Origin of the sequence: Kitasatospora sp. NPDC090091, from assembly GCF_044747365.1 — a bacterium.
Taxonomy (GTDB): domain Bacteria; phylum Actinomycetota; class Actinomycetes; order Streptomycetales; family Streptomycetaceae; genus Kitasatospora.
This window is the reverse complement of the sequence record NZ_JBIVDY010000016.1, coordinates 147,640-168,846: the sequence shown is the minus strand read 5'-3', so window position 1 is coordinate 168,846 and position 21,207 is coordinate 147,640. Positions and strand designations below refer to the sequence as shown.

Below are 21,207 nucleotides of genomic sequence, written 5' to 3'. Positions count from 1 at the left end.
CCGGCTCACCGGGCCGCCGCCACGCGGCGGGTGCGGCGGGCGCCACGCACCGTGGCGTCCGCCGCGTCCGCTGCCGTGCCGGCCGGTCCGACCGCCGGCCCGCCGGCCGCACGGGCTCGGGCTAGCGGGTGAACTCCATCTCGGGGAAGCGCGGCGAGGGCCCGTCCAGCAGGTGGTCGTCGTGCCCGCGCAGCCAACGGTCGAAGAACGACGCGACGTACGCACGGGTGGCCGCCACCGCGCGCTCCGGCCGGACGTCGCCCACGTCGGAGCGCAGCTGCTCCCCCGACACGGCGCCCTGGCGGGCGAGTTGCGGCAGCAGCGACTGCGCATCGGTGTACGAGCCGTGCCGGGAGCCGGTGAGCGTGACGTCCGCCTTCCACCCGCTGCTGTGCTGCCAGAGCGCATCCCAGCCGGGCTGGTGGTGGTAGTCGCCGGAGTCCTCGCTCCCGGTGCCCATCAGCAGGAACGGCCGGTCCAGGCCGTCCTCGGCGACGCCGCCCAGGTGGACGCCGGTGCCGTCCGGCCCCGGGAAGTGCAGCTGGCCGTCCATGTTGATCCCGGCCGCGATCCGCGGGTCGTCGTGCATGGTCTGCACGGCGGTGAACCCGCCCGCCGAGTGGCCGACCATGCCGATCCGGCCCAGGTCCAGCGAGGCCCCGAGGCCGGCGGGCAGCCGGCCGTCGGTGCGCAGCGCGGCCAGCTCGTCCAGGACGAAGCGGGTGTCGTCGACCCTGGTCCGCATCACCTTGCGCAGCAGGGCGCCGACGTCCAGGCCGGGGCCCGCCATGCCGGGGAGGACGGAGTCGGCGCGGCTGCCGTCCGGGAAGACCACCTCGGAGGCGTCGTAGGTGTGGTCGACGGTGACCACCACGTAGCCGCGGGAGGCGAGGTCCTCGACCAGGCCGGTGCCCCAGGTACGCGGGTCACCGAGGCCCGCCGAGTAGAGCACCACCGGGCGGGGGCCGCGGCCGGGCAGTGCCGGCGCGTCCTGGCGGGCGTGGGTGCGGATCTGCTGCCAGGCCGTCCGGCCGGGCTCGGTGCGGTAGTTGAAGACGGCGGCGCCGTCCGCGCTGCCGAAGTGGTCGGCCGCGCGCGGGTCCATGTAGCGGGCGCGGTCGTCGCCGGTGGCGGGGCGCGCGGTCGGGTACCAGAGGCTGATCATCAGCTCGCGGGCCCGGTCCGGCTTCCACGGGTCCTGCCGCCCGGCGTCGGTGAGGCGCAGGGTAGTGGTGCCGACCGGGTAGGGCCCGGTGGGATCGGGCAGCCAGGCACGGGCCTGCCGCTCCGTCCCGGCCGGGGCGGGTGCCGCTGCCGCTGCCGTCGCCGGTACGGCGGCCGTACCCAGCAGCGCCGTCGCCGCCAGCACCGCGGCGATCCCGGTCCGCGCCGCCCGGCTGCGGCCCCGGGCCGCGGCGGCCCGGCCGGGTGCCCGGGTACCTGCCGCCGCCCGTCCCTGTGCCTGTCCCTCTTCCTGTGCCCGGTCGTTGCCCCGGTGCTGCCCCTGCCCCCGCTTGCGCATGCTCGCCCGTTCCCCGTTCGTCTCCGCCTGCCGCCGTCCGGCCGGCCCGTACCGTGACAGTACGGGCCGCGGTGGTGCGTGGACGTCATACCTCGGAACCAGCTCTCCCGGTTCCACCCTGAGATGACACCCGTTCGGGGGAGCGTCGCGCTCCGGGCCCTCCCTTAGGGGTCGACGGGGGGTCCGCGGTGGCCGACGGCGGGTCAGCGACGGGGCGACGGCGGGTCGGCGCCGGACCGACGGCGGGTCAGCGGTGGCGCTTCAGCTCCCGCCGGGCGAGCGAGCGCTTGTGCACCTCGTCGGGCCCGTCGGCCAGGCGCAGCGTGCGGTTGCCGGCCCAGAGCTGGGCGAGCGGGGTGTCCTGGCCGACGCCGGCCGCGCCGTGGGCCTGGACGGCTTTGTCGAGGATCCACTCGACGGTGCTCGGGGTGGCGATCTTGATGGCCTGGATCTCGGTGTGCGCGCCGCGGTTGCCGACGGTGTCCATCAGCCAGGCGGTCTTGAGCACCAGCAGTCGCAGCTGCTCGATCCGGACGCGGGACTCGGCGATCCAGTCCTGCACCACGCCCTGTTCGGCGAGCGGCCGGCCGAAGGCGACCCGGTCCAGCGTCCGCCGGCACATCAGCTCGACGGCCCGCTCGGCCATGCCGATGGCCCGCATGCAGTGATGGATCCGGCCCGGGCCGAGCCGGGCCTGGGCGATCGCGAAGCCGGCGCCCTCCTCGCCGATCAGGTTCGCCGCCGGGACGCGGACGCCGTCGAAGTGGATCTCGGCGTGGCCGCCGTGGTCGGAGTCGTCGTAGCCGAAGACCTTCATGCCGCGCCGCACGGTGACGCCGGGGGTGTCGCGCGGCACGAGCACCATGCTCTGCTGCCGGTGCGGGTCGGCGCCGGGGTCGGTCTTGCCCATCACGATGAAGATCCGGCACTGCGGGTTCATCGCGCCGGTGATGTACCACTTGCGGCCGGTGATCACGTACTCGTCGCCGTCGCGCTCGATCCGGGTCTCGATGTTGGTGGCGTCGGAGGAGGCCACCTCCGGCTCGGTCATCGCGAAGGCGGAGCGGATCTCGGCGTCGAGGAGCGGCGCGAGCCACTGCCGCTTCTGCTCGGCGGAGCCGAACTGGGCGAGCAGCTCCATGTTGCCGGTGTCGGGCGCGGCGCAGTTGAGGGCGGGCGGCGCGAGCTGGGGGCTGCGGCCGGTGATCTCGGCGAGCGGCGCGTACTGGAGGTTGGTCAGCCCGGCGCCCGGCTCTCCGGGCAGCCCGCGCCCATCGGTCAGGAAGAGGTTCCACAGGCCCTGCTTGCGGGCCTCGGCCTGCAGTTCGGCGACGATCGGCGGCACGGCCCAGGCCGTGCGGGCCGGGTCGGCGAGCTGCGCCTCCAGGACGGGCTCGGCCGGGTACACGTGCGCGTCCATGAAGGCCAGCAGCCGTTCGCGCAGTTCGAGCGTGCGGGCGTCGTGGGCGAAGTCCATCGGGTCAGCGCTCCTTGAGGGTGGTCAGGCCGTGCTCGGCGAGGACGGGGGCGATCTCGCCGGCCCGTTCGAACCCGGCGCCGAGGGTGCTGCCCTGCTGGAACCGGTAGTGGATGCCCTCGGCGACGACGGCGAGCTTGAAGGAGGCGAAGGCGACGTACCAGTCGAGGTCGGCGGCGTCGCGGCCGGTGAGCCCGGCGTACCGGGCGACCAGCTCGCCGGCCGAGGGGAAGCCCGGGGCGGTGGCGGCGGAGGGGATGATGCCGCCGCCGACCCCGGCCAGCTCGGTGTACATCACCAGCAGGCCGACGTCGGTGAGCGGGTCCCCGAGGGTGGACATCTCCCAGTCCAGGACGGCGGCGACGGCGTCGTGCTCGTCGACGAGCACGTTGTCCAGCCGGTAGTCGCCGTGGACGAGGGCGGGGGCCGGGGATACCGGCAGCCGGGCGGCGAGCAGGCCGTGCAGCCGGTCGACTCCGGGCAGCTCGCGGCTGCGGGAGGCGGCGAGCTGGGTGGACCAGCGGCGCAGCTGGCGCTCCAGGTAGCCGTCCGGGCGGCCGAAGTCGGCGAGTCCGACGGCAGCCGGGTCGATCCGGTGCAGGGCGGCGAGGGTGTCGACCAGCCGCTCGCCGATCGCGTGGACGCGCGGGGCGCCGAGGGCGGCGAGGGTGGCGGCGTCCCGGTGGGCCGTTCCGGGGACGAAGTCCATCAGGTACCAGGGCGCGCCGAGCGTGTCGGTGCCGGGGTCGAGCAGGAGGGTGCCGGGGACGGGCACGCCGGTGCCGCCGAGCGCGGTCATCACCCGGTGCTCGCGGCCCATGTCGTGGGCGGTGGCGAGCACGTGCCCGAGCGGCGGGCGGCGCAGCACCCAGCGCTCGGTGCCGTCGGTGAGCACGTACGTGAGGTTGGAGCGGCCGCCCTCGATCAGCTCGGCGCGCAGCGGGCCCCGGACCGTGCCCGGCAGCTCGCGGTCCAGGTGGGCGCGGAGCCGGGCGAGGTCGAGGCCGGGCGGGTCGACGGGGTTCTCTGGCACGGATCGCTCTCCTCACCTCGGACTGACTAAGCGCTTGCTTAGCATTCAGCGGTGGGCCGCGCCCTGTCAATGCCGCCGGACCGCCAGAATGTCCTGCATGAGGTTGATCCACACGCTGGCCGGTGTGCTGCTCCTGGTCCTGACCGTCGCCAGCATCCTGCGGACCCTGGTGGTCCCGCGCGGGCTCTACTCCGCCCTGGTGCACCGGCTCTGGCGCTTCCTGCGGGCCCTGCTGCGGCTGCTCGCACAGCCGTTCGGCGGCTACCACACCCAGGACCGGGTACAGACCTGGCTCGCCCCGCTGGTCCTGCTCGGCATGCTCGGGGTCTGGCTGGGGACCATGCTGATCGCCTACACCCTGCTGCTCCACGGCACCTCGCAGCTGGACTGGGCGGTCTCCTTCCGCGAGGCCGGATCCAGCCTCTTCACCCTCGGCTTCGCCAGCGGCGACCGGCTCCACCTCTCGGTGATCGACTTCATGGCCGCCGCCAGCGGCCCGCTGGTGATCGCCCTGCAGATCTCCTACCTGCCGACCCTCTACGGCGCCTACAACCGCCGCGAGGTCGAGGTGACGCTCCTCCAGTCCCGCGCCGGCGAGCCCGCCTGGGGCCCGGAGCTGCTGGCCCGCCAGTCGCTGGTCGACACCGAGACGGCGCTGCCCCAGCTCTACCGCGACTGGGAACGGCTGGCCGCCGACATCGGCGAGAGCCACTCCAACTACCCCGTGCTGCTCTCCTTCCGCTCCCCGCAGCCGAACCGCAGCTGGGTGGTCGGCCTGATCTCCGTGATGGACGCCGCCGCCATCCACCTGGCCGTCAACCCGCGCTCGGCGCCGCCCGAGGCCCGCCTGGTGCTGCGCGCCGGCTTCACCGCGCTGCGCGACATCGCCCGCTCGCTGCGCGTCGACTTCGACGCGGACCCCTCCCCCGACACCCCGATCCGGCTCACCTACACCGAGTTCGACGCCGCCGTCGCCATGATCACCGCCGCCGGCTTCCCCCGCGAGCGCGCCACCGCCGACGCCTGGCCGCACTTCCACGGCTGGCGCGTCAACTACGAGGCGCTGGCCTACGAACTGGCCCGCCGCAGCGACGCCGTCCCCGCCCTCTGGACCGGCCCCCGCGACTTCCACGCCCCTCCCATCCCCCCGGCCCGCCCCGCCGACCGCCGCCCCAGCCCCCCGGGCCCGGCCTGACCGGGGCCGGTTCGACGCCGCGATCCCGCAACCACGCCCCTCCGGCCTCCGCAAGAGGCAGCACCACCAGCACGAGCACGACAGCAAGGCAGGCACCGCACAGGACCACCCGTCGAACGGAGTCAGGACATGAAGCGATCCCACCCGGCACTCGCCCTGCCGGCCGCCGCCCTTCTGCTGGGCGCACTGCTCAGCGGGTGCGCCAGTAGCGACGCGAGCCTTGGTGCCGGGACACCGGAGACCGCCGCCTCGCCCCACTCCGACGCGGCTCCGGCCCACGCGGGCGTGCAGGACCTGGAGTCCGCGCTCGGAGAACAGGGGCGAGGCGACTTCAAGGACACCTTCGGCACCCTGCAACTGGACGCGCCGGGCGGACGTGTCCTGCTCTTCGCCACGGACGAGACACGCGCGAAGGCCCTGGTCGCGGCTGCCGCCGCAGCCCACCCGGGCATCGACACCGACCGCGCGGTGATCCGGCACGCCTCCTACGCGCGGGTCGTCGTCGACCCCGTGATCGATCGGATCACGGCCGCCGAGACGGCGAACGCGTTCCCGGTGCCGGTGTACACCGCGAGCCTGGCAGCCGACGCCTCGGGGATCAGGATCACCACGACGAAGGCGGGCTTGGCGTCACAGGCGCTGAAGGACGCCGTGGCCAAGCTCGCGGGAGGCGTTCCGGTGGTCTACGAGGAGGGCCAACCGATCAGGAACATGGACGCCACGGCCGAGGTGCTCTCCCCGCCTCCGCCCCGGTAGCACGGTGAGCGGCCACGGGCGCCGCCGCCTCAGTCCTGGCCGCCGGCCCGGAAGATGCCGTCGCGGGCGAGCCAGACCAGGGCCGGGGTGCCCATCTCGTCGAGCCAGGCCGGGGGTTGGGCCGCGGTGAAGGCCGCGGCCATCGCCTCGAACCAAGCCGCGAACGACGGGAAGTCGGGCACCGCGTCGGCCTGCTCCTCCCACCCGCCGTCCGCGAGATGGCGTGCCCGCGGCTCGTCCTGGTGGTGGTAGTAGACCGGGTACTCGCCGTCCTCGCCGGGCTGCGCGACATCGAAGCACCACACCGCCTCGTAGCCGGCTTCGGCGAACCCGACCAGGTGATCGGTCGACAGGTACCGCCCCGGCTCCCGGCTGACCCCCTCGGGCAGGTGCACCAGCTCGGCGTTCAACTCGACGAGCTCCCCCTCGTCCACGAGGACGAACTCCCGCTCGCGGTCGTCCTCCTCCCGACGGCAGTGCAGCCGGTTGTGCTCCGCCAGCAGCGCCCGGTAGCTCGGCGGAACCGACCAGGCGACGGTACCGAAGTGCGGCGCCACGAGGGTTTCGCGCACCCGCACCGCATCGCGAGAGGCGGGCTCGGCCCCGTCGAGGTCGAGCAGTCCCGCCGAGGCGGCCCGGCGCAGGTCCAGAAGGGCGTCGTGGGGTATCGCCATTGTCCGGCTCCTGATGTTCGTGGGTGGTCTCGGCCGCGCCCAGCCTGGGGCGCAAGGGCGGCCTCCGCCTGGTGTACCGGCCGAGGTCGCACCCGCATCCTGCCAACCGTCCTGACGCCGCCGCACCCGGATTCTCCGCACCGCCCGGCCCCCGGTCGAGGCCCGCCGGGAGGCCTCAGACGTCGACGGCGGTGCCGGTGGTGAGGGAGTGTTCGGCGGCGGCCAGGATCTCGACCACGCGGAGGCCGAAGACGGCGTCGCAGGGGTGCGGGACGCCGGTGCGGGCGGAACGGGCCAGGGCGTCGAGGGCGCGGTGGAGGGCGGCGACCGGGCCCTCGCCGCGCTCGGGGAGGTGGACGACGCCGGCCTCGCCGCGCAGCTCCATGCCGGTGCCGCCGCCGGCCAGCGGGGCGGTCAGGCTGAGCGCGAGGGTGCTGGACGCGCCGCCGGTGTGCCGCAGGACCAGGTGGACGGTGTCCAGCGGGCCGGCCACGGCGGTGACCTGCGCCGCGTCGCCGAGCACCGGCAGCAGCACGGAGAGCGCGTGCGGGCCGACGTCCCAGAGCGCGCCCTTCTCGCGGCGCCAGGGCGAGGCGGCGTACGGGCTGGTGCTGTCGGGGGCGAAGACCGAGCCGAGCCAGTCGGAGCGGCCGGTGAACCAGCCGCCGGCCGCGGCCTGCTTCTCGATCCACGGCATCTGCTCGCCGCCGAAGCGGACGGTGAAGAAGACCACCGAAGCGAGGCCGCCGGCGCCGGTCGCCCGGACCACGCGGCGGGCGTCCGGGACGGTGAGCGCGACCGGCTTGTCCAGCAGCAGGTGGCAGCCGGCCTCGGCGGCGCGCACCGCGAGGTCCGCCTGGACGGTCGGCGGGAGGGCGATGGAGACGGCGTCCACCTCGGCGAGCAGCCGGTCGAGATCGGCGTACCCCGGCACGCCGTGCGCCGCGCCGAGCGCGGCGGCCGCCTCGGGCCGGCGGCCCCAGACGCCCGCGAACTCGTAGGCGGGGTGCTCCGCCAGGACGGGCGCGTGCACCCGCTCCGCCCAGGGGCCGGTGCCCAGCAGTCCGATCCGCATGGTGTCCTTCGCTCTCTCGTTCGTGTGCCGGTCCGCCGGTCCCGTTCGTGGCGCTCCGGCCGGTTCCTTCCGGAACGCGGTGCGGCTCACGTCCGTACGCGGGCCAGGGTGAAGCCGTCGTAGCCCTTGGTACCCACCGTCTGCACCGAGGTCGCGGAGACCCGCGGCTCGGCGGCGATCAGGTCGTGCAGGCGCCGGGTGGCGGTGACCGCCGGGTCGGTGCTCGCGGCGTCGGCCACGGCGCCGCCGCGGACCACGTTGTCCACGACGATCAGCGAACCGGGGCGGGTCAGTTCCAGCGCCCGGGCGAAGTACTCCGGGTTGCTCTGCTTGTCCGCGTCGATGAAGACCAGGTCGAACGGCTCGACGCCGTCCGCCACCAGCTCGGCCAGCGTGTCCGCGGCCGGGCCGATCCGGACCTCGGCGACCGCGTCCAGCCCGGCCCGGGCGAGGTTGCCCCGGGCGACCTCGGCGTGGCGGGGGTCGATCTCCAGCGTGATCAGCCGGCCGTCCGCGGGCAGCGCCCGGGCCAGCCAGATCGCGCTGTAGCCGCCGAGCGTGCCGACCTCCAGGATCCGGCGGGCGCCCTGGGTGAGGGCCAGCAGGTGGAGCAGCTTGCCCTGGTTGGGTGCGACGGCGATGTGCGGCAGCCCGGCCCGGTCGGCGGCGGCCGCCGCGGCCTCCAGCTCCGGATCGTGGCCGATCAGCCGATCGGTGAAGTAGGCGTCCACCGCGTCCCACGTCTGCTGCGTCATCGGGCCCTCCACCTGCTGCTTTACATGCCACCGCCGGGGTAGCCCGATGCTACCCCGGCGGTGTGGCCGCTCCGCTGGAGCGACAAGCCCGACGATGTGCGGCGCTGCGGCGCGTCCGCATCCGTCCGCTGCGGAGGGTTCAGTCGACGGCGGGTGCGGCGGCCGTCGGCTCGGCGGAAGAGGCGGTGGAGGCGGCGGCCGCGTCCTCGGCCTCGCGCTGCTTCGCGGACTTGGCGGCCTTGCGCTTCATGATCCAGGCCGAGAGCGCGCCGATCAGCACGGCCAGCAGCAGGCCCACCCAGGAGAAGCGCGACAGCCACTGCTCGGCCACCTTGCCGACCTGGTACACCAGCAGCGTGGTTCCGCCGGCCCAGACCACGCCGCCGAGGACGTTGGCGATCAGGAACTTCCAGTACGGCATCTTCAGCGCGCCGGCGAGCGGGCCGGCGAAGATGCGCAGCAGGGCGATGAAGCGGCCGAAGAAGACCGCCCACATGCCCCACTTCTGGAACGAGCGCTCGGCGCTGGCCAGGTGGTCCGGCCCGAAGTGCTTGGGGAACTTCCGTCCGAGCTTCTCGAACAGCTGCTTGCCGCCCTTGCGGCCGATCGAGTAGCCGATCGAGTCACCGATGATCGCGCCCGCGATCGCGAAGCCCGCGACCCCGACCGGGCTCACCACGCCCTTGGCGGACAGCAGGGCCGCCGACACCAGCGCGATCTCGCCGGGCAGCGGGATGCCCAGGGACTCCAGCCCGATGATCAGCGCGACCAGGGCGTACACCGCGGTCGGCGGTACGCTCTCGATCCAGGCGTCGATGTGCAAGGCCAGTTACCTCCGTGGCAGGACGAGCCGCGGCGGCGTTACGCGTGCGGTGCGTGGCCGGCGGTCTCGACGTCGATCATGGCGGCACAGGCCGCTCCCCGAAAGTGCAGCCTAACGTGCCGAGGCGGCCTGTCCCCCCGGCCGATCACCCCCGATTACGACGTACGACGTGTTCCGGTGGTTCCGCCGGGCGCACGGAATCGGTCGGCGGCCGGGCCGATCCTCGGGCAGATGGAGGCTGCGGGCGGCCGGGCGCGTGCCGGCCGGCCGTCGGGCACGGCCGGCCGTCAGGCGATGCTGGTGTCGCCGAGGGCCTCCAGGACGCGCCGCAGGACGTCGCCGGACTCCTCGACCAGGCCGCGGTCGACGTCGGCGAGCAGCGTGGCGTACTTCGCCAGGTGGTCGGCGATGGCGACCCGCATGACCTCGTGTCCGCGCTCGGTGAGCCGGATCTTGACCGTGCGCCGGTCCTCCCCGTCCCGCACCCGTTCGACCAGGCCCTTGGCCTCCATCTTGTCGACGCGGTTGGTGATCGTGCCGGAGGAGACCATGGACGCCTTGAGAAACGTCCCGGCCGTGAGGGCGTAGGGCGGCCCGGAGCGCTGCAGCGTGGCGAGGAGGTCGAACTCGCCGACGTCCAGGCCGTGCGCGGCCGCGGTGGCCTTGACCGCCCGGTCGACCACCAGGGCGAGGCGCTGGACGCGCCCGAAGAGCTCGATCGGCCAGAGGTCCTCCACGGCGTCGGGGCGCTCCTTGGCCCACTGCCCGATGATCGCGTCCACGGCGTCGCTCATCGCCGTCACTCCTCTCGATCCCGACTCTCTCGACGAGAACTCTACCAGTTTCGATTCTCTTAGTTTCGAGATACTTGACTCTAAGAGAGCCAGGTGTTGTTATCTCAATGTCGAGATTGACGGTCCTGAACGAGGGGGAATCCGATGTCCGCGCTGACGCTGCGCGCCCACACCCAGCACGACACCCACAGCGACACTCACAACGACGCCCAGAGCGACGCCCGCCACGGCACCCGCACCGCCGCACCGCAGCCGGCCGGCACGGGGGCGGCTCCACGCCGCCAGGTGCCGGTCGCGTGGCTGGCGCTGCTGGCCACCCCGATCGCCGCGAGCGCCAACAGCCCGGTCCTGATCCTTCCCGAGATGGCCGGCTCGCTAGGCGTCCGCACGGCCACCGCGACCTGGCTCGTCACCGTCTTCGCCTGGGCCATGGCCGTCGGCACACCGCTGATGGCCGGCCTCCTGCGGCGCCGCGGCCTGGGCAGCACGCTCCGGCTGAGCACCGCCCTGATCGTGGCCGGCACCGCGGTCGTCGCCGCGGCGCCCTGGCTGCCGCTGGCGATGGCCGGCCGGGCGGCCCAGGCCGCGGGAGGCGCCGGCCTGGTCACCGCGGCGATGAGCCTGGCGGGCTCGATCCGCCGGATGGGCGTGATCACGGCGGGCTTCGGGACGCTGGGCGCGGTCGGCCCGCTGCTCGGCTCGGCCGTCGCCGGGACGGCCTCCTGGCGGCTGTCCCTCGCGGTGGGGGCCGTCGCCCTCCTCGCCGTGCCGGCGGTCATGCGCCGCGCCGACCTGTCCGCTCCCCCGCAGACCACCCGCTTCGACGGCCGGGGCGCCGCGCTGCTGGTCCTGCTGGCCACCGCCCTGGTGCTCGTCCCGCGCTACCCGCTCCCGGCGATCACCGCCTCGCTGGCAGCGGCAGCACTGCTGGTCCTCCACGTCCGGTCCAACCCCACCGGCTTCGTCCCGCTGTCGCTGCTGCGCACCCGGACGTTCGTCCTCGCCGCCCTGCTCGCCTGCACCGTCTCGACCTCGTACTTCACGCTGCTCTTCACCGTCCCGCAGCTGCTGCGCGAGCGGACCGGCTGGTCCACCTCCACCGTCGGCACCGGCCAGATGGCCGCCCTCCTCGCCGGTTCGGCGCTCGCCATGGCGCTGGCCGCGGCCTCGGCCCGGATAGGCCGCCGGCGGGTCCTGGCGATCGTGCTCACGGTCGGCGCACTGGCCCCGCTCACCGCCGCGCTGACCCCCTGGGCCCCGCTGCTCCTGCCGGTCGCGACCCTGGCCGTCCTCGCCACGAGTGCGGGCCAGGCGACGCTGGCGGTGTCCGCCACCCAGGCCACCTCGGCCGCCCAGCGGCCCACGGCGATCGGTCTGTTCAACCTCTGCTACCAGCTGGGCGGCGCCTTCGGCCCGGCGATCGCAGCCCTGATCACGCTGGGCGGCTGACCGGCCGGGCCGGCCGGGACCGCAGCCGTCGTCCGACCGGGCCGTCGTCGGGCGGCGGCTGTGGGCCCTGTCCGGCCGTAGGCTGGTGGAGGCCGGCGGAGGAGGAGTGATGGACCCGCTGTCCGCTGGACGCACCCGGGCGACGACCGCGCCCGTACGAGGCTCCGGACGACCCGCCCGGCTGCGGTTCGACGGCTGGATCGCCGGGATCGGGACGACCTCCGGCACCCGCCTGGTGGTGGGCCACTGGCCGGGCTCGCCGTTCGGACCGTTCACCGACGTCATGATCGAGCACCCGGACGGAGACCGGCTCCTGCTGGCCCCCACCCGGCGGACGGCCGAGTTCGTCGCCGGGACGTACACCTTCGACCGGGTGCTGATCGCACCCGTCCGCGTCGAGCCGGGGCCGGTGGACTGGCGGATCGCGGCAGGCCCGCTCGACCTGCACTTCACCGTCGGGCGAAGGGACGCCCTCGGACACCTGCTCCGGGCCGTCCCGGCTCCGATCGCCGCCCGTCCGGCGTGGACCGCCGTGACCGACCCGCTCGCCCGCCTCCTGCTGGGTGTGCGCACCCGGGGCACGGCCGGACGGGGCCGGCGGGAGTGGTACGGCGTCCGCGACCTCCACCGGCTCACCACCGCCGCCGCCGTCTTCGAGGACCGGGAACTCGGCCCGCTCGCGCCGGTCGCACCCGTGCGGTTCGGCTTCGGGTCCACGCCCCGCACGCCCTGCCTGGTCCGCGTCACGACCACGGTGGCCGTGCGCTGACGCCGGCACCCGGCCACCTGAGCACCCTCCGCGGCCGAGGCACCCGACGCACCCGCCGCGGCCCGGCACCGGCACCGGCAGGTCGACGGCCGACCAGCGTCACCGCGTGGCGAACTCCAGCGCGACGACGGAAGGGCGGCGGGTGGAGAACGGCGGGACGGCGAGCGCGAACGGCAGCAGGGCGCCCACCAGGCCGCGGCCGCCGGTCGGCCGGACGTCGCGGACCGCGGCCACCGCCGGGCCGGCGGTGCGGAGCTTGCCGCGCTCGTCGGCGTCCATCGCCCAGGGCATCGGCGGCGGCTGGTAAGCGTGGCTGCGCATCCTGCCGGTGAGGGTCAGGTGGCTGAACCAGCGGGGGACGGCGTCCAGCAGGAAGGTCGCCCCCGGGAGGCGTTCGGCGCAGCCCGCGATCAGGGCCCGCACCTGCATCGGCGGGAGGTACATCAGCAAGCCCTGGGCGGAGACCAGGACGGCGCGGCTGCGGTCCACCTCGTCGGCCCAGGAGAGGTCGGTGGCGTCGGCGGCCAGGTGCCGCCGGCGCGGGCCGGGCGGCAGCAGCCGCTCGCGCAGGGCGACGGCCTCCGGCAGGTCGACGCCGAGCCAGCGGGCCCGGCCGTTGTCGACCCGCCAGTACTGGGTCTCCAGCCCTTCCCCCAGGGAGACGACGGTGCCGCGTGGCTCGCGGGCCAGGAAGTCCGCCACCTCGCGGTCGAAGCAGGACGCCCGCAGCGCCTGCAGCTGGGCCTGGGTGTCGCTGGTGCCGAAGCGGTCGGCGAACGGGAAGTCGATCCGGTCGACGAGCTCGACGGCCTTCGGGTCGTGCAGCACCGCGTCGGGGCGGCGGGCCTCGACGGCCCGATACCACAGCGTCCACAGCGCCGTCTCCGGCACCGCCCCCAGCTCCGGCCGCTCCCCGCTGCTCATCACGCGCTCCCTCGGACGTCTCGGACCTGCTCCCGGCGTGGACCCGCCGATTCTGACACCTGCGGGGAGGCGAACCCGGCGCGCGCCGCGGCGGCGCGCCGGTGGCGGTTGCGGTGCCGGTCGCGGCAGCGGCCGGCGGTGGCGGCAGCGGCAGCGGCAGCGGTCGACGGTGGAGGCCTTGACGCGCCGCCGGCCGCGGTCGGCTCAGCCGACGCTGAACGCGCCGTCCGGCGGCGGGGGCGAGTCGGTCGCCTCGGCGTCGGTCACCGCCGCCGTGCGGCCGGTGAACGCCGCCAGGTCGGCGCCGTCCGTCAGGCGGGCAGGGAAGATGTCGGCGGCCACGCGGCGGGAGAGATCCGCCACCGGCAGCGGGGCGGCCGAGCCGACCAGCAGGATGTTGCCGTAGCGGCGGCCGCGCAGCACCGGGGCCTCCGCGACCAGGCAGACCTCGGGGAAGACGGCGCGCACCGTCGCCGCCTGGGCGCGGGCGAAGGCGAGCGGCGGGCCATCGGCGAGGTTGGCGGCGTAGTAGCCGCCGGGGCGCAGCGCAGCGGCCGCCAGGCGCAGGAACTCCACGGAGGTGAGGTGCGCGGGGGTGCGCGAGCCGTGGAAGACGTCGGCGACCACGAGGTCCAGCGTGCCGGCCGGGACGTCGGCCAGAGCGGCCCGCGCGTCGCCGACCACCGCGGTCACGTCCACGCCCGGCCCCTGCCAGGGCAGCTGCTCCTCGATCAGGGCGAGCAGCGGACCGTCCACCTCGACCACCCGCTGCCGGGAGCCGGGGCGGGTGGCTGCGAGGTAGCGGGGCAGGGTGAGGGCGCCGCCGCCGAGGTGGAGGGCGTCCAGCGGCTGCCCGGCCGGGGCGATCGCGTCGACCAGGTGACCGAGCCGCCGGGTGTACTCGAACTCCAGGTGGGTGGGGTCGTCGAGGTCGACGTAGGACTGCGGGGTGTCGTCCAGGGTGAGCAGCCAGCCGCCGTCGCGGTCGATGTCGGGCATCAGCCGGGCCTGCCCGAGGTCGGTCCTGCGCGCGACCGGCAGCCGCTCCGCACCGCTCACGCGGAGGTCCGGCCGGCCACCGGTGCGTCGCCGGCGGGGCCGTCGGCCGGAGCGTCGGGAGCCGGCAGGTAAGTGGCGAGCCAGCGGTCCAGCTCGGTGAAGGTCTGGGTGCGGGCGGCCTCGCCGGAGAGGACGAGGTCGTGCATGCCGCCCTTGATCCGGATGACGGTGACGTGCCGGCCCAGGCGCGGGCCCAGGGCGGCGATGTCGTCGGCGCGCAGCACCCCGTCGGCGTGGTGCAGCGCGGCGTGCCACTTGGTGGTGGCGATCGAGGCGGTGGACGCCATCAGCAGGACCGGCACGTCGATGCCGATCCCGGCGCGGACCTCGCGCTGGCCCCGGTTGATCGCCGCCAGCCAGCCCGCGAACAGCGGGAAGCCCTCGGCGGGCTTGAGGCGCAGGTCGAAGTCCCACTCGCCGCGGTGGTCACGGTGCAGGCTGTGGGTGTAGTGGGGGTTGAGCGAGGAGGGCAGCACCCGGGTCGGGGAGAGCCGGGCGATCGCCGAGACCGCGGGCCCGCCGACGGTGCGCACGGCCGGGGCGGTCGGCAGCGCGAGGAACGGGCTGTTCAGGAAGAGCGCGTCGACCAGCCCGCGGCCGGCCCGTCGCCCGGCCCACAGGGCGCCGACCAGGCCGCCGGTGGAGTGGCCGTTGAGCAGCAGCCGGCGGTGGCCGTCCTCCTCGCGGATGATCCGGACGGCGGCGTCCAGCTCCTCGTCGTACTCGGAGAGGTCGCGGACGAAGTTCGGCGAGTGGTGCGGGCGCAGCGACCGGCCGTACTTGCGCAGGTCGAGGGCGTAGAAGGAGTAGCCGAGCTCGACGTAGTGGTCGGCGAGGTGGGTCTGGAAGAAGTAGTCGTTGTAGCCGTGCACGTAGAGCACGGCGCGGTCCGAGCCCTTCACCAGCCGGCGCACCAGGGTGGCGCTGACCGCGCCCTCCGCGTCGGCGGCGAGCGGCAGCTCGGCGGCCTCGTAGGGAGCGCCCAGGACGTCTTCTCGGAATTCCATGCCTGCCCGCTCCCGGCTCTCTGCTCGGACTGCCCCGACGCGCCGCTCCCGGACCGGCCGGTCCGGGAGCGGCGCTCCTGTCGGACCGACGATACCGGCCGGTAGCCGGGTGCGCGGTACCGGCTGCCCGGTCGCCCGCGGGGTCGCCCCGCCCGCTCCCCCGCTCCCGGTGCGCCTGCTGTGCGCCCGCGGTTCTGTGGAACGCTGCCCGGACCAGAGTCACTCCCCTTGTCAGTGACGCGAGTTGAGGAGCCAGCATGCCGAACGGAGACGCGCCGCGGGCCGGACACGGCGACCCGTCCCTGTACCGCACGCCCGCCGAGGCGATCGCCGCGCCGCCGGAGCGGTTGGCGTACGTCGCGGGGTTCGACCGGTCGGCGCGGCGGCCGGACGCGCTGATCACCGTCGACACCGATCCGGGATCGCCGACCTACGGACGGGTGCTCAACTTCACCGACATGCCGGAGCCGGGCGACGAGCTGCACCACTTCGGCTGGAACGCCTGTTCCAGTGCGCTGGCGCACGCCTGCCACCGGGACCCCGAGCGGCGCTACCTGCTGCTGCCTGGGCTGCGCTCCTCCAAGCTGCACGTCCTCGACACCCGGCCGGACCCGGTGCGGCCGCGGCTGGTGAAGACCGTGCCGGCCGAGGAGCTGGCGGCCCGGGCGGGGTACTCGCGCCCGCACACGCTGCACTGCGGGCCGGACGGCGTCTTCCTGTCCTGCCTCGGCAGCGGGGCGGGGGCCGACGGCCCGGGCGGGGTCGCCCTGCTCGACCACACCACGTTCGACGTGCTGCGCGCCTGGGAGACGGAACGCGGACCGCAGCACTACGCCTACGACGTCTGGTGGCACCTGGGCAGCAACGTGGGGGTGACCAGTGAGTGGGGCACGCCGTGGATGGTGGAGGACGGGGTGGTGCCGGAGCTGCTGCTGGGCCGCAAGTACGGGCACGCGCTGCACTTCTGGGAGCTGGACTCGGGGCGGCACCTGCAGCGGATCGACCTCGGGGACCAGTACCAGATGGTGCTGGAGCTGCGGCCGGCGCACGACCCGCAGGCCGAGTGGGGGTTCGTCGGCGTGGTCGCGAACGTCGAGGACCTCTCCTCCTCCGTCTGGCTCTGGTACCGGGAGGGCCCGGCCTTCACCGCCCGCAAGGTGATCGAGATACCCGCCGAGCCGGCGAAGGCCGAGGACCTGCCGCCCGCGCTGCAGCCGTTCGGCGCGGTGCCGCCGCTCGTCACGGACATCAACCTGTCGGTGGACGACCACTGGCTGTACGTGTCGGCCTGGGGCACCGGGGAGCTGTTCCAGTACGACGTCTCGGACCCGTTCCGCCCGCGCCTGGCGGCGTCGGTGCGGCTCGGCGGGGTCACCGCGCGGACGCCGCACCCGGCGGAGCCGGAGCGGCCGCTGAGCGGTGCACCGCAGATGGTGGAGATCAGCCGGGACGGGCGGCGGCTGTATGTCACCAACTCGCTGTACGGGGCCTGGGACGACCAGTTCTACCCGGACGGCATCGAGCCGTGGATCGTCAAGCTCGACGCCGACCCCCGGACCGGCGGGCTGACCGTCGACCGGCGGTTCTTCCCGCACGGCGACGAGTTCCGGGGGCTGCGGGTGCACCAGACCCACCTGGCGGGCGGGGACGCTTCGTCGGACTCGTACTGCTACCGGTAGGGCGGGGGCGCGCGCGGGGGCGCGGGGCGTGGTGGGCACGGGGGCGGGCGGTGGCGGACGGGCCGGGGTCGGCAGAGCCCGGCGCAGCGGGCGGGCGGCACCGGCCGCGGAAGGCCCGCCGCCCCGCCGCCCCGGCTCAGCGGCCGAGCACCGGATCGTGGTGGACCCGGGCGGGCGGCAGGCCGGCGGCCACCAGGCGGCTGCGGACCTCGTCCACCATCCCGGCCGGGCCGCTGACGCAGGCCAGGTGGTCGCTCCAGTCGCCCCTGCGCCCGATCGCCTCGGCCAGCCGGCGACCGCCCACCGCGCCGGGCGCGGGGCCGCCTGCGGGACCGCCCACCGGATCGCCCACCGGATCGCCCACCGGGCCGTCGTCGGCGACCGGGATCAGCTCCAACCAGGGCTTGCGCCCGCCGAGTTCGGACAGGGCCGGCCAGTCGTAGAGGTCGGCCCGGTCCCGGGCGCCGACGAAGAGGTGGACCCGCCGCCCGCGGGGGCGGTGCTCGGCCAGTTCCTCGACGATCGCCTTCATCGGCGCCAGCCCGGTGCCGCCGGCGACCAGGAGCAGGTCCCGGGTGTCGTCCGCGGGCATCAGGGAGCCGCGCGGCGGGCCGAGCCGCAGCCGGTCCCCGACCGCGGTCCGCTCGACCAGCGCCTCGCTCACCCCGCCCGGCCCGGTGCGGCGGACGTGGAACTCCACCTCGTTGTCCGCACGCGGCGCGCAGCCCATCGAGTACTGCCGCCAGGTGTGCGGCAGCAGCGGGTGCTCGACGGTCCCGTACTGGCCGGCCCGGTAGGGGTAGGGCTCGCCGGTGCGCACCCGCAGCACGGCGACGTCCGGGCGGCGGCGCTCGTGGCCGACCACCACGGCGTGCCAGTACGGCGGTTCGGTGAGCGCAGACTCGGCGCCGGCGACCATCGCCTCGACGGCGAAGCGCAGCATCCGCACCCACGCCGCCTCCAGCTCCTCGTTCCACTGCGAGCCGGCGCGGTGCCGGATCGCCGCGCAGAGCGCCTCCTCGAAGGCCTCGTAGTGAACCGGCCGGACACCGAGCTTGCGGTGGTCGCGGCCGAGCCGGCCGAGCGTGCCGGCGAGTTCGGAGGGCCGGTCGAGATGCTCGACGAGGTAGGTGAACATCCTCTCCAGGTGGGCCTGTTGGAACTCCATGGAGGCCGGGAAGAGCGAGCGCAGGTAGGGGCGGCGCAGGAACATGAACCGGTAGAGGTGGTCGATCAGGTCCGCGAACGGGGTGACCGGGCCGAGGGTGCGCAGGATCAGCCGCTGGTCGGCCGCACCGTCGTAGGGCGCGCCCTCGTGCGCCGCTCCCGGGAAGGCGGGCTCCTGGACGGCGGGTGCCGGGAACGCGGGTGCCGGCGCGAGGATCTGCCGGCGAAGGCGCATGGCATGGTGGCGCGCGATCAACCGGTCGTACTCGGTGGACGCGGCGCTGCTGCTGATCTCCATGCCCGGCAGCCTAATCATCCGTCAGATGGCTTGTGGACATGCCCAGTTCACCTTCCGAACCGGCCCGTTCGGCGCACCGGGCCGGTTTCGGGCAGGGCAGGGCCCGGACGGTGCGCAGGTCCAGTGAACGTCCCGGCGGAGGGTCCCGGACAGGGCCGGTGGTCCCGGCCCTTCCGGGACCACCGGACTAACGGGGCCGCTCCGCCGGGGACTCCCGGCCCTCGGCGGGGGCGGCCGGCGTGGCGGATCCCACACCCTCGGCCGGCCCGGTCGCGGCCCAACTGGCGAGCAGCCGGAGCGACTCGGCCGAGGGAGTGCCGGGCTCGGCGTGGTAGGTGACCAGCACCTGATCCGGATCGCCGGCCGGCCGCAGCGTCTCGTAGCGCAGGGTCAGCCGGCCGACCACGGGGTGGTGCAGGTCCTTGGTGCCGTGGCCCTTGTCCCGGATGTCGTGCGCGGCCCAGAGCCGCCGGAAGTCCGCGCTCTTCAGGGAGAGTTCACCGATCAGCGAGGCCAGCCGGGGATCGTCGAGGTCCCGGCCGGCCTCCAGCCGCAGGATGCCGACCACGTCCGTGGCCTTGCCCTCCCAGTCGTCGTACAGCTCGCGCGCCACCGGGTCGAGGAAGACGTGCCAGGCCATGTTCCGCTGCTCCGGCGGCATCCCGGAGATGTCGCCGAGCAGCGCGTTGCCGAGCCGGTTCCAGGCGACGACGTCCAGCCGCCGTCCGAGCACGTACGCGGGGACGCCCTCCATCGCGTCGAGCAGTTGCTGCAGGGCAGGCCGCACCTGCTGCGGGCGGGCCGCCGCGGCGCGTCCGCTCCGGCGGCGGGGCGGCTTGGTGAGCCGCTGCAGGTGCTCGCGCTCGGCGGGGGTGAGCCCAAGGGCGCGCGCGATCGAGTCCAGCACAGCCGTGGAGACGCTCTCGCCGTGGCCCTGTTCGAGCCGGATGTAGTACGCCGTGCTCACGCCCGCCAGCTGCGCCAGCTCCTCGCGACGCAGCCCGGGCACCCGCCGGCGGGTGCCGTAGTCCGGCAGGCCGACGTCCTCCGGCCGCAGCCGGGCCCGGCGGGAGCGGAGGAATTCGCTGAGTTCGGTGCGCGGGTCCATGCGGCCCAGTATGAGGGTGAGCCTGCCAGTCGTACGTTGGCCGCTCGTACGCTGCCCGCGCGTAGGTTCGGTGGTCGTACGCGGGACCGTCGTACGACAACCGCTGACCTGGTTGCCCCTGCCGCGTCGGCGCAGGCTGAAGCACATGACGAACACGATCGACACCGCGAACACCACCACCGCCGCGACCACCGCAGACCTGGCGGCCGGTGCCGGACCGCGCACCGTCGCCGCGTACGCCGCCCCGGCGCCGAAGGCCCCGCTGGAGCGGACCACCGTCCCGCGCCGGGCGCTGGGCGCGAACGACATCCTGATCGACATCCGCTTCGCCGGCATCTGCCACTCCGACATCCACCAGGTCGCCGAGGAGTGGGGCGACGGCATCTTCCCCATGGTCCCTGGCCACGAGATCGCCGGCGTGGTCGCCGAGGTCGGCCCCGGCGTGAGCCGCTGGGCCGTCGGCGACCGGGTCGGCGTCGGCTGCTTCGTCGACTCCTGCCGCGAGTGCGACAACTGCCGGGCCGGCCTGCAGCAGTACTGCACCGGCACCCCGGGCGCGGTCTACACCTACAACGGCATCGGCCACGACGGCGAGCCGACCTACGGCGGCTACTCCACCCAGCTGGTCGTGGACGAGGGGTACGCGCTGCGCATCCCCGACGCGCTGCCGCTGGACGTCGCCGCGCCGCTGCTCTGCGCCGGCATCACCCTCTACTCACCGCTCAACCACTGGGGCGCCGGGCCGGGCCGGAAGGTCGCCGTCGTCGGCCTCGGCGGGCTCGGGCACATGGGCGTGAAGATCGCACACGCCATGGGCGCCGAGGTCACCGTGCTCAGCCAGTCCCTGCGCAAGCGCGAGGACGGCCTGAAGCTCGGCGCGGACCACTACCGCGCCACCTCCGACCCGGCCACCTTCACCGAGCTGGCGGGCACCTTCGACCTGATCGTCAACACCGTCTCCGCCGACCTCGACCTGAGCGCCTACCTCGGCCTGCTGAAGACCGACGGCACCCTGGTCCAGGTGGGCGCACCGGAGAAGCCGGTCAGCATCAATGCCCACACCCTGCTGACCGGCCGCAAGTCCGTCTCCGGCTCGATGATCGGCGGCCTGCCGGAGACCCAGGAGATGCTGGACTTCTGCGCGGCCCACGGAATCGGCGCCGAGATCGAACTGATCCGCGCCGACCAGATCAACGACGCCTACGCCCGCGTCCTCACCAGCGACGTCCGCTACCGCTTCGTCATCGACACCGCCACCATCTGACCGCGCCCCGCAGCCGCACCCCACAGGCCGCGCCGGAGCCCCATCACGGCCCCGACGCGGCCTCCGGCGTACAGCGACGCCTCGCATTCGCCCGAGTAATTCCAGTGAGCGAAACCGACTCCCGGACAAGGGTGTCAAAACTCCGCCTTCAGTGGGACGGTGGAGGGAAGAGATGTCCAACCATCGCCAGCCGGATTCCCGACCCGACAAGGCTGCGGTGCGTGATCCGGCCATCATCCACCGTCACCAGCCACTCCTCGTCGGCGGCTCTGCGCCGAACAAGAAGACCGAGCGAGTGTGAGTTCTTGGATCGAGGCGGTGCGCCATGTCGGCACCGATTCAGAGAAACCGCTATATCCAACCGAAGCGATCCTCATTA

General features: G+C 74.5%; 20 protein-coding genes. 7 read left to right on the top strand and 13 right to left on the bottom strand.

The window, feature by feature from the left end; all coding sequences use genetic code 11:
- Positions 1-121 precede the first annotated feature (121 nt).
- The 3 genes from ACIPSC_RS26755 to ACIPSC_RS26745 all read right to left on the bottom strand — a co-directional run bounded on the left by ACIPSC_RS26755 (position 122) and on the right by ACIPSC_RS26745 (position 4,032).
- Positions 122-1,522 carry an alpha/beta hydrolase family protein gene (locus tag ACIPSC_RS26755; RefSeq protein ID WP_400828605.1) on the bottom strand — a complete coding sequence of 467 codons (1,401 nt, stop codon included), beginning with the start codon at positions 1,520-1,522 and terminating at the stop codon, positions 122-124.
- Between the two features lie 247 nt (positions 1,523-1,769).
- Positions 1,770-2,999, bottom strand: a complete 1,230-nt coding sequence (locus tag ACIPSC_RS26750) for an acyl-CoA dehydrogenase family protein (RefSeq protein WP_400828604.1) — start codon at positions 2,997-2,999, stop codon at positions 1,770-1,772.
- A gap of 4 nt (positions 3,000-3,003) precedes the next feature.
- Complete coding sequence (locus ACIPSC_RS26745; RefSeq protein ID WP_400828603.1) at positions 3,004-4,032, bottom strand: phosphotransferase family protein; 1,029 nt, start codon at positions 4,030-4,032, stop codon at positions 3,004-3,006.
- Between the two features lie 97 nt (positions 4,033-4,129).
- On the opposite strand from ACIPSC_RS26745, the gene ACIPSC_RS26740 reads away from it, so the two are divergent.
- Positions 4,130-5,227, top strand: coding sequence for a hypothetical protein (locus tag ACIPSC_RS26740; protein WP_400828602.1), 1,098 nt, complete (start codon positions 4,130-4,132; stop codon positions 5,225-5,227).
- Between the two features lie 129 nt (positions 5,228-5,356).
- Positions 5,357-5,983: a hypothetical protein gene (locus ACIPSC_RS26735; protein WP_400828601.1), complete on the top strand. Its 627-nt coding sequence runs from the start codon at positions 5,357-5,359 to the stop codon at positions 5,981-5,983.
- 29 nt (positions 5,984-6,012) lie between these two features.
- Here the strand turns inward: ACIPSC_RS26735 and ACIPSC_RS26730 are convergent, their stop codons facing one another.
- The 5 genes from ACIPSC_RS26730 to ACIPSC_RS26710 all read right to left on the bottom strand — a co-directional run bounded on the left by ACIPSC_RS26730 (position 6,013) and on the right by ACIPSC_RS26710 (position 10,104).
- Positions 6,013-6,657 carry an SMI1/KNR4 family protein gene (locus tag ACIPSC_RS26730; protein WP_400828600.1) on the bottom strand — a complete coding sequence of 215 codons (645 nt, stop codon included), beginning with the start codon at positions 6,655-6,657 and terminating at the stop codon, positions 6,013-6,015.
- A 175-nt stretch (positions 6,658-6,832) separates the two neighbouring features.
- Entirely contained in the window at positions 6,833-7,732 is a 900-nt protein-coding gene (locus ACIPSC_RS26725; RefSeq protein WP_400828599.1) for a Gfo/Idh/MocA family protein, read from the bottom strand.
- An 86-nt stretch (positions 7,733-7,818) separates the two neighbouring features.
- Positions 7,819-8,487, bottom strand: a complete 669-nt coding sequence (locus ACIPSC_RS26720; protein ID WP_400828598.1) for an O-methyltransferase — start codon at positions 8,485-8,487, stop codon at positions 7,819-7,821.
- Positions 8,488-8,626: 139 nt separating this feature from the next.
- On the bottom strand, positions 8,627-9,310 hold the full coding sequence (locus tag ACIPSC_RS26715) for a DedA family protein (RefSeq protein ID WP_400828597.1): 684 nt from the start codon (positions 9,308-9,310) through the stop codon (positions 8,627-8,629).
- 287 nt (positions 9,311-9,597) lie between these two features.
- On the bottom strand, positions 9,598-10,104 hold the full coding sequence (locus ACIPSC_RS26710) for a MarR family winged helix-turn-helix transcriptional regulator (protein ID WP_400828596.1): 507 nt from the start codon (positions 10,102-10,104) through the stop codon (positions 9,598-9,600).
- Positions 10,105-10,248: 144 nt separating this feature from the next.
- Between ACIPSC_RS26710 and ACIPSC_RS26705 the strand changes: the two genes are divergently transcribed.
- Both ACIPSC_RS26705 and ACIPSC_RS26700 read left to right on the top strand, forming a co-directional pair.
- On the top strand, positions 10,249-11,553 hold the full coding sequence (locus tag ACIPSC_RS26705; RefSeq protein WP_400828595.1) for an MFS transporter: 1,305 nt from the start codon (positions 10,249-10,251) through the stop codon (positions 11,551-11,553).
- A 109-nt stretch (positions 11,554-11,662) separates the two neighbouring features.
- On the top strand, positions 11,663-12,322 hold the full coding sequence (locus ACIPSC_RS26700; RefSeq protein ID WP_400828594.1) for a hypothetical protein: 660 nt from the start codon (positions 11,663-11,665) through the stop codon (positions 12,320-12,322).
- Between the two features lie 99 nt (positions 12,323-12,421).
- Here ACIPSC_RS26700 and ACIPSC_RS26695 read toward each other — a convergent pair whose 3' ends face one another.
- From ACIPSC_RS26695 to ACIPSC_RS26685, 3 genes are all read right to left on the bottom strand, one after another.
- On the bottom strand, positions 12,422-13,246 hold the full coding sequence (locus tag ACIPSC_RS26695; RefSeq protein WP_400828593.1) for a class I SAM-dependent methyltransferase: 825 nt from the start codon (positions 13,244-13,246) through the stop codon (positions 12,422-12,424).
- 204 nt (positions 13,247-13,450) lie between these two features.
- The gene (locus ACIPSC_RS26690; protein WP_400828668.1) at positions 13,451-14,245 is read right to left on the bottom strand and encodes a spermidine synthase; all 795 of its coding nucleotides are present in this window, start codon (positions 14,243-14,245) and stop codon (positions 13,451-13,453) included.
- Positions 14,246-14,301: 56 nt separating this feature from the next.
- Positions 14,302-15,312 (bottom strand): alpha/beta hydrolase, encoded by a 1,011-nt coding sequence (locus ACIPSC_RS26685; protein WP_400828592.1) that lies wholly within the window; start codon positions 15,310-15,312, stop codon positions 14,302-14,304.
- A gap of 257 nt (positions 15,313-15,569) precedes the next feature.
- On the opposite strand from ACIPSC_RS26685, the gene ACIPSC_RS26680 reads away from it, so the two are divergent.
- A complete protein-coding gene (locus ACIPSC_RS26680) occupies positions 15,570-16,991 on the top strand; it encodes a selenium-binding protein SBP56-related protein (protein WP_400828591.1) in 1,422 nt (473 codons plus the stop codon).
- A 136-nt stretch (positions 16,992-17,127) separates the two neighbouring features.
- Here ACIPSC_RS26680 and ACIPSC_RS26675 read toward each other — a convergent pair whose 3' ends face one another.
- Both ACIPSC_RS26675 and ACIPSC_RS26670 read right to left on the bottom strand, forming a co-directional pair.
- Positions 17,128-18,456, bottom strand: coding sequence for a globin domain-containing protein (locus ACIPSC_RS26675; RefSeq protein WP_400828590.1), 1,329 nt, complete (start codon positions 18,454-18,456; stop codon positions 17,128-17,130).
- Positions 18,457-18,643: 187 nt separating this feature from the next.
- On the bottom strand, positions 18,644-19,564 hold the full coding sequence (locus ACIPSC_RS26670; RefSeq protein ID WP_400828589.1) for a helix-turn-helix domain-containing protein: 921 nt from the start codon (positions 19,562-19,564) through the stop codon (positions 18,644-18,646).
- A gap of 145 nt (positions 19,565-19,709) precedes the next feature.
- Here ACIPSC_RS26670 and ACIPSC_RS26665 point away from each other — a divergent pair, with 145 nt between their 5' ends.
- Positions 19,710-20,828, top strand: coding sequence for an NAD(P)-dependent alcohol dehydrogenase (locus ACIPSC_RS26665; protein ID WP_400828588.1), 1,119 nt, complete (start codon positions 19,710-19,712; stop codon positions 20,826-20,828).
- Between the two features lie 172 nt (positions 20,829-21,000).
- Positions 21,001-21,129 (top strand): hypothetical protein, encoded by a 129-nt coding sequence (locus ACIPSC_RS26660; protein WP_400828587.1) that lies wholly within the window; start codon positions 21,001-21,003, stop codon positions 21,127-21,129.
- Positions 21,130-21,207: the final 78 nt, after the last annotated feature.

What these genes read in the sequence shown, in the direction of transcription:
- ACIPSC_RS26730 (WP_400828600.1), bottom strand. Translation starts at nt 6,657, where the DNA reads ATGGCGATACCCCACGACGCCCTTCTGGACCTGCGCCGGGCCGCCTCG.
- ACIPSC_RS26675 (WP_400828590.1), bottom strand. Translation starts at nt 18,456, where the DNA reads ATGGAGATCAGCAGCAGCGCCGCGTCCACCGAGTACGACCGGTTGATC.
- ACIPSC_RS26670 (WP_400828589.1), bottom strand. Translation starts at nt 19,564, where the DNA reads ATGGACCCGCGCACCGAACTCAGCGAATTCCTCCGCTCCCGCCGGGCC.
- ACIPSC_RS26755 (WP_400828605.1), bottom strand. Translation starts at nt 1,522, where the DNA reads ATGCGCAAGCGGGGGCAGGGGCAGCACCGGGGCAACGACCGGGCACAG.
- ACIPSC_RS26725 (WP_400828599.1), bottom strand. Translation starts at nt 7,732, where the DNA reads ATGCGGATCGGACTGCTGGGCACCGGCCCCTGGGCGGAGCGGGTGCAC.
- ACIPSC_RS26680 (WP_400828591.1), top strand. Translation starts at nt 15,570, where the DNA reads ATGCCGAACGGAGACGCGCCGCGGGCCGGACACGGCGACCCGTCCCTG.
- ACIPSC_RS26710 (WP_400828596.1), bottom strand. Translation starts at nt 10,104, where the DNA reads ATGAGCGACGCCGTGGACGCGATCATCGGGCAGTGGGCCAAGGAGCGC.
- ACIPSC_RS26665 (WP_400828588.1), top strand. Translation starts at nt 19,710, where the DNA reads ATGACGAACACGATCGACACCGCGAACACCACCACCGCCGCGACCACC.
- ACIPSC_RS26735 (WP_400828601.1), top strand. Translation starts at nt 5,357, where the DNA reads ATGAAGCGATCCCACCCGGCACTCGCCCTGCCGGCCGCCGCCCTTCTG.
- ACIPSC_RS26740 (WP_400828602.1), top strand. Translation starts at nt 4,130, where the DNA reads ATGAGGTTGATCCACACGCTGGCCGGTGTGCTGCTCCTGGTCCTGACC.
- ACIPSC_RS26660 (WP_400828587.1), top strand. Translation starts at nt 21,001, where the DNA reads ATGTCCAACCATCGCCAGCCGGATTCCCGACCCGACAAGGCTGCGGTG.
- ACIPSC_RS26695 (WP_400828593.1), bottom strand. Translation starts at nt 13,246, where the DNA reads ATGAGCAGCGGGGAGCGGCCGGAGCTGGGGGCGGTGCCGGAGACGGCG.
- ACIPSC_RS26690 (WP_400828668.1), bottom strand. Translation starts at nt 14,245, where the DNA reads ATGCCCGACATCGACCGCGACGGCGGCTGGCTGCTCACCCTGGACGAC.
- ACIPSC_RS26750 (WP_400828604.1), bottom strand. Translation starts at nt 2,999, where the DNA reads ATGGACTTCGCCCACGACGCCCGCACGCTCGAACTGCGCGAACGGCTG.
- ACIPSC_RS26685 (WP_400828592.1), bottom strand. Translation starts at nt 15,312, where the DNA reads ATGGAATTCCGAGAAGACGTCCTGGGCGCTCCCTACGAGGCCGCCGAG.
- ACIPSC_RS26705 (WP_400828595.1), top strand. Translation starts at nt 10,249, where the DNA reads ATGTCCGCGCTGACGCTGCGCGCCCACACCCAGCACGACACCCACAGC.
- ACIPSC_RS26700 (WP_400828594.1), top strand. Translation starts at nt 11,663, where the DNA reads ATGGACCCGCTGTCCGCTGGACGCACCCGGGCGACGACCGCGCCCGTA.
- ACIPSC_RS26720 (WP_400828598.1), bottom strand. Translation starts at nt 8,487, where the DNA reads ATGACGCAGCAGACGTGGGACGCGGTGGACGCCTACTTCACCGATCGG.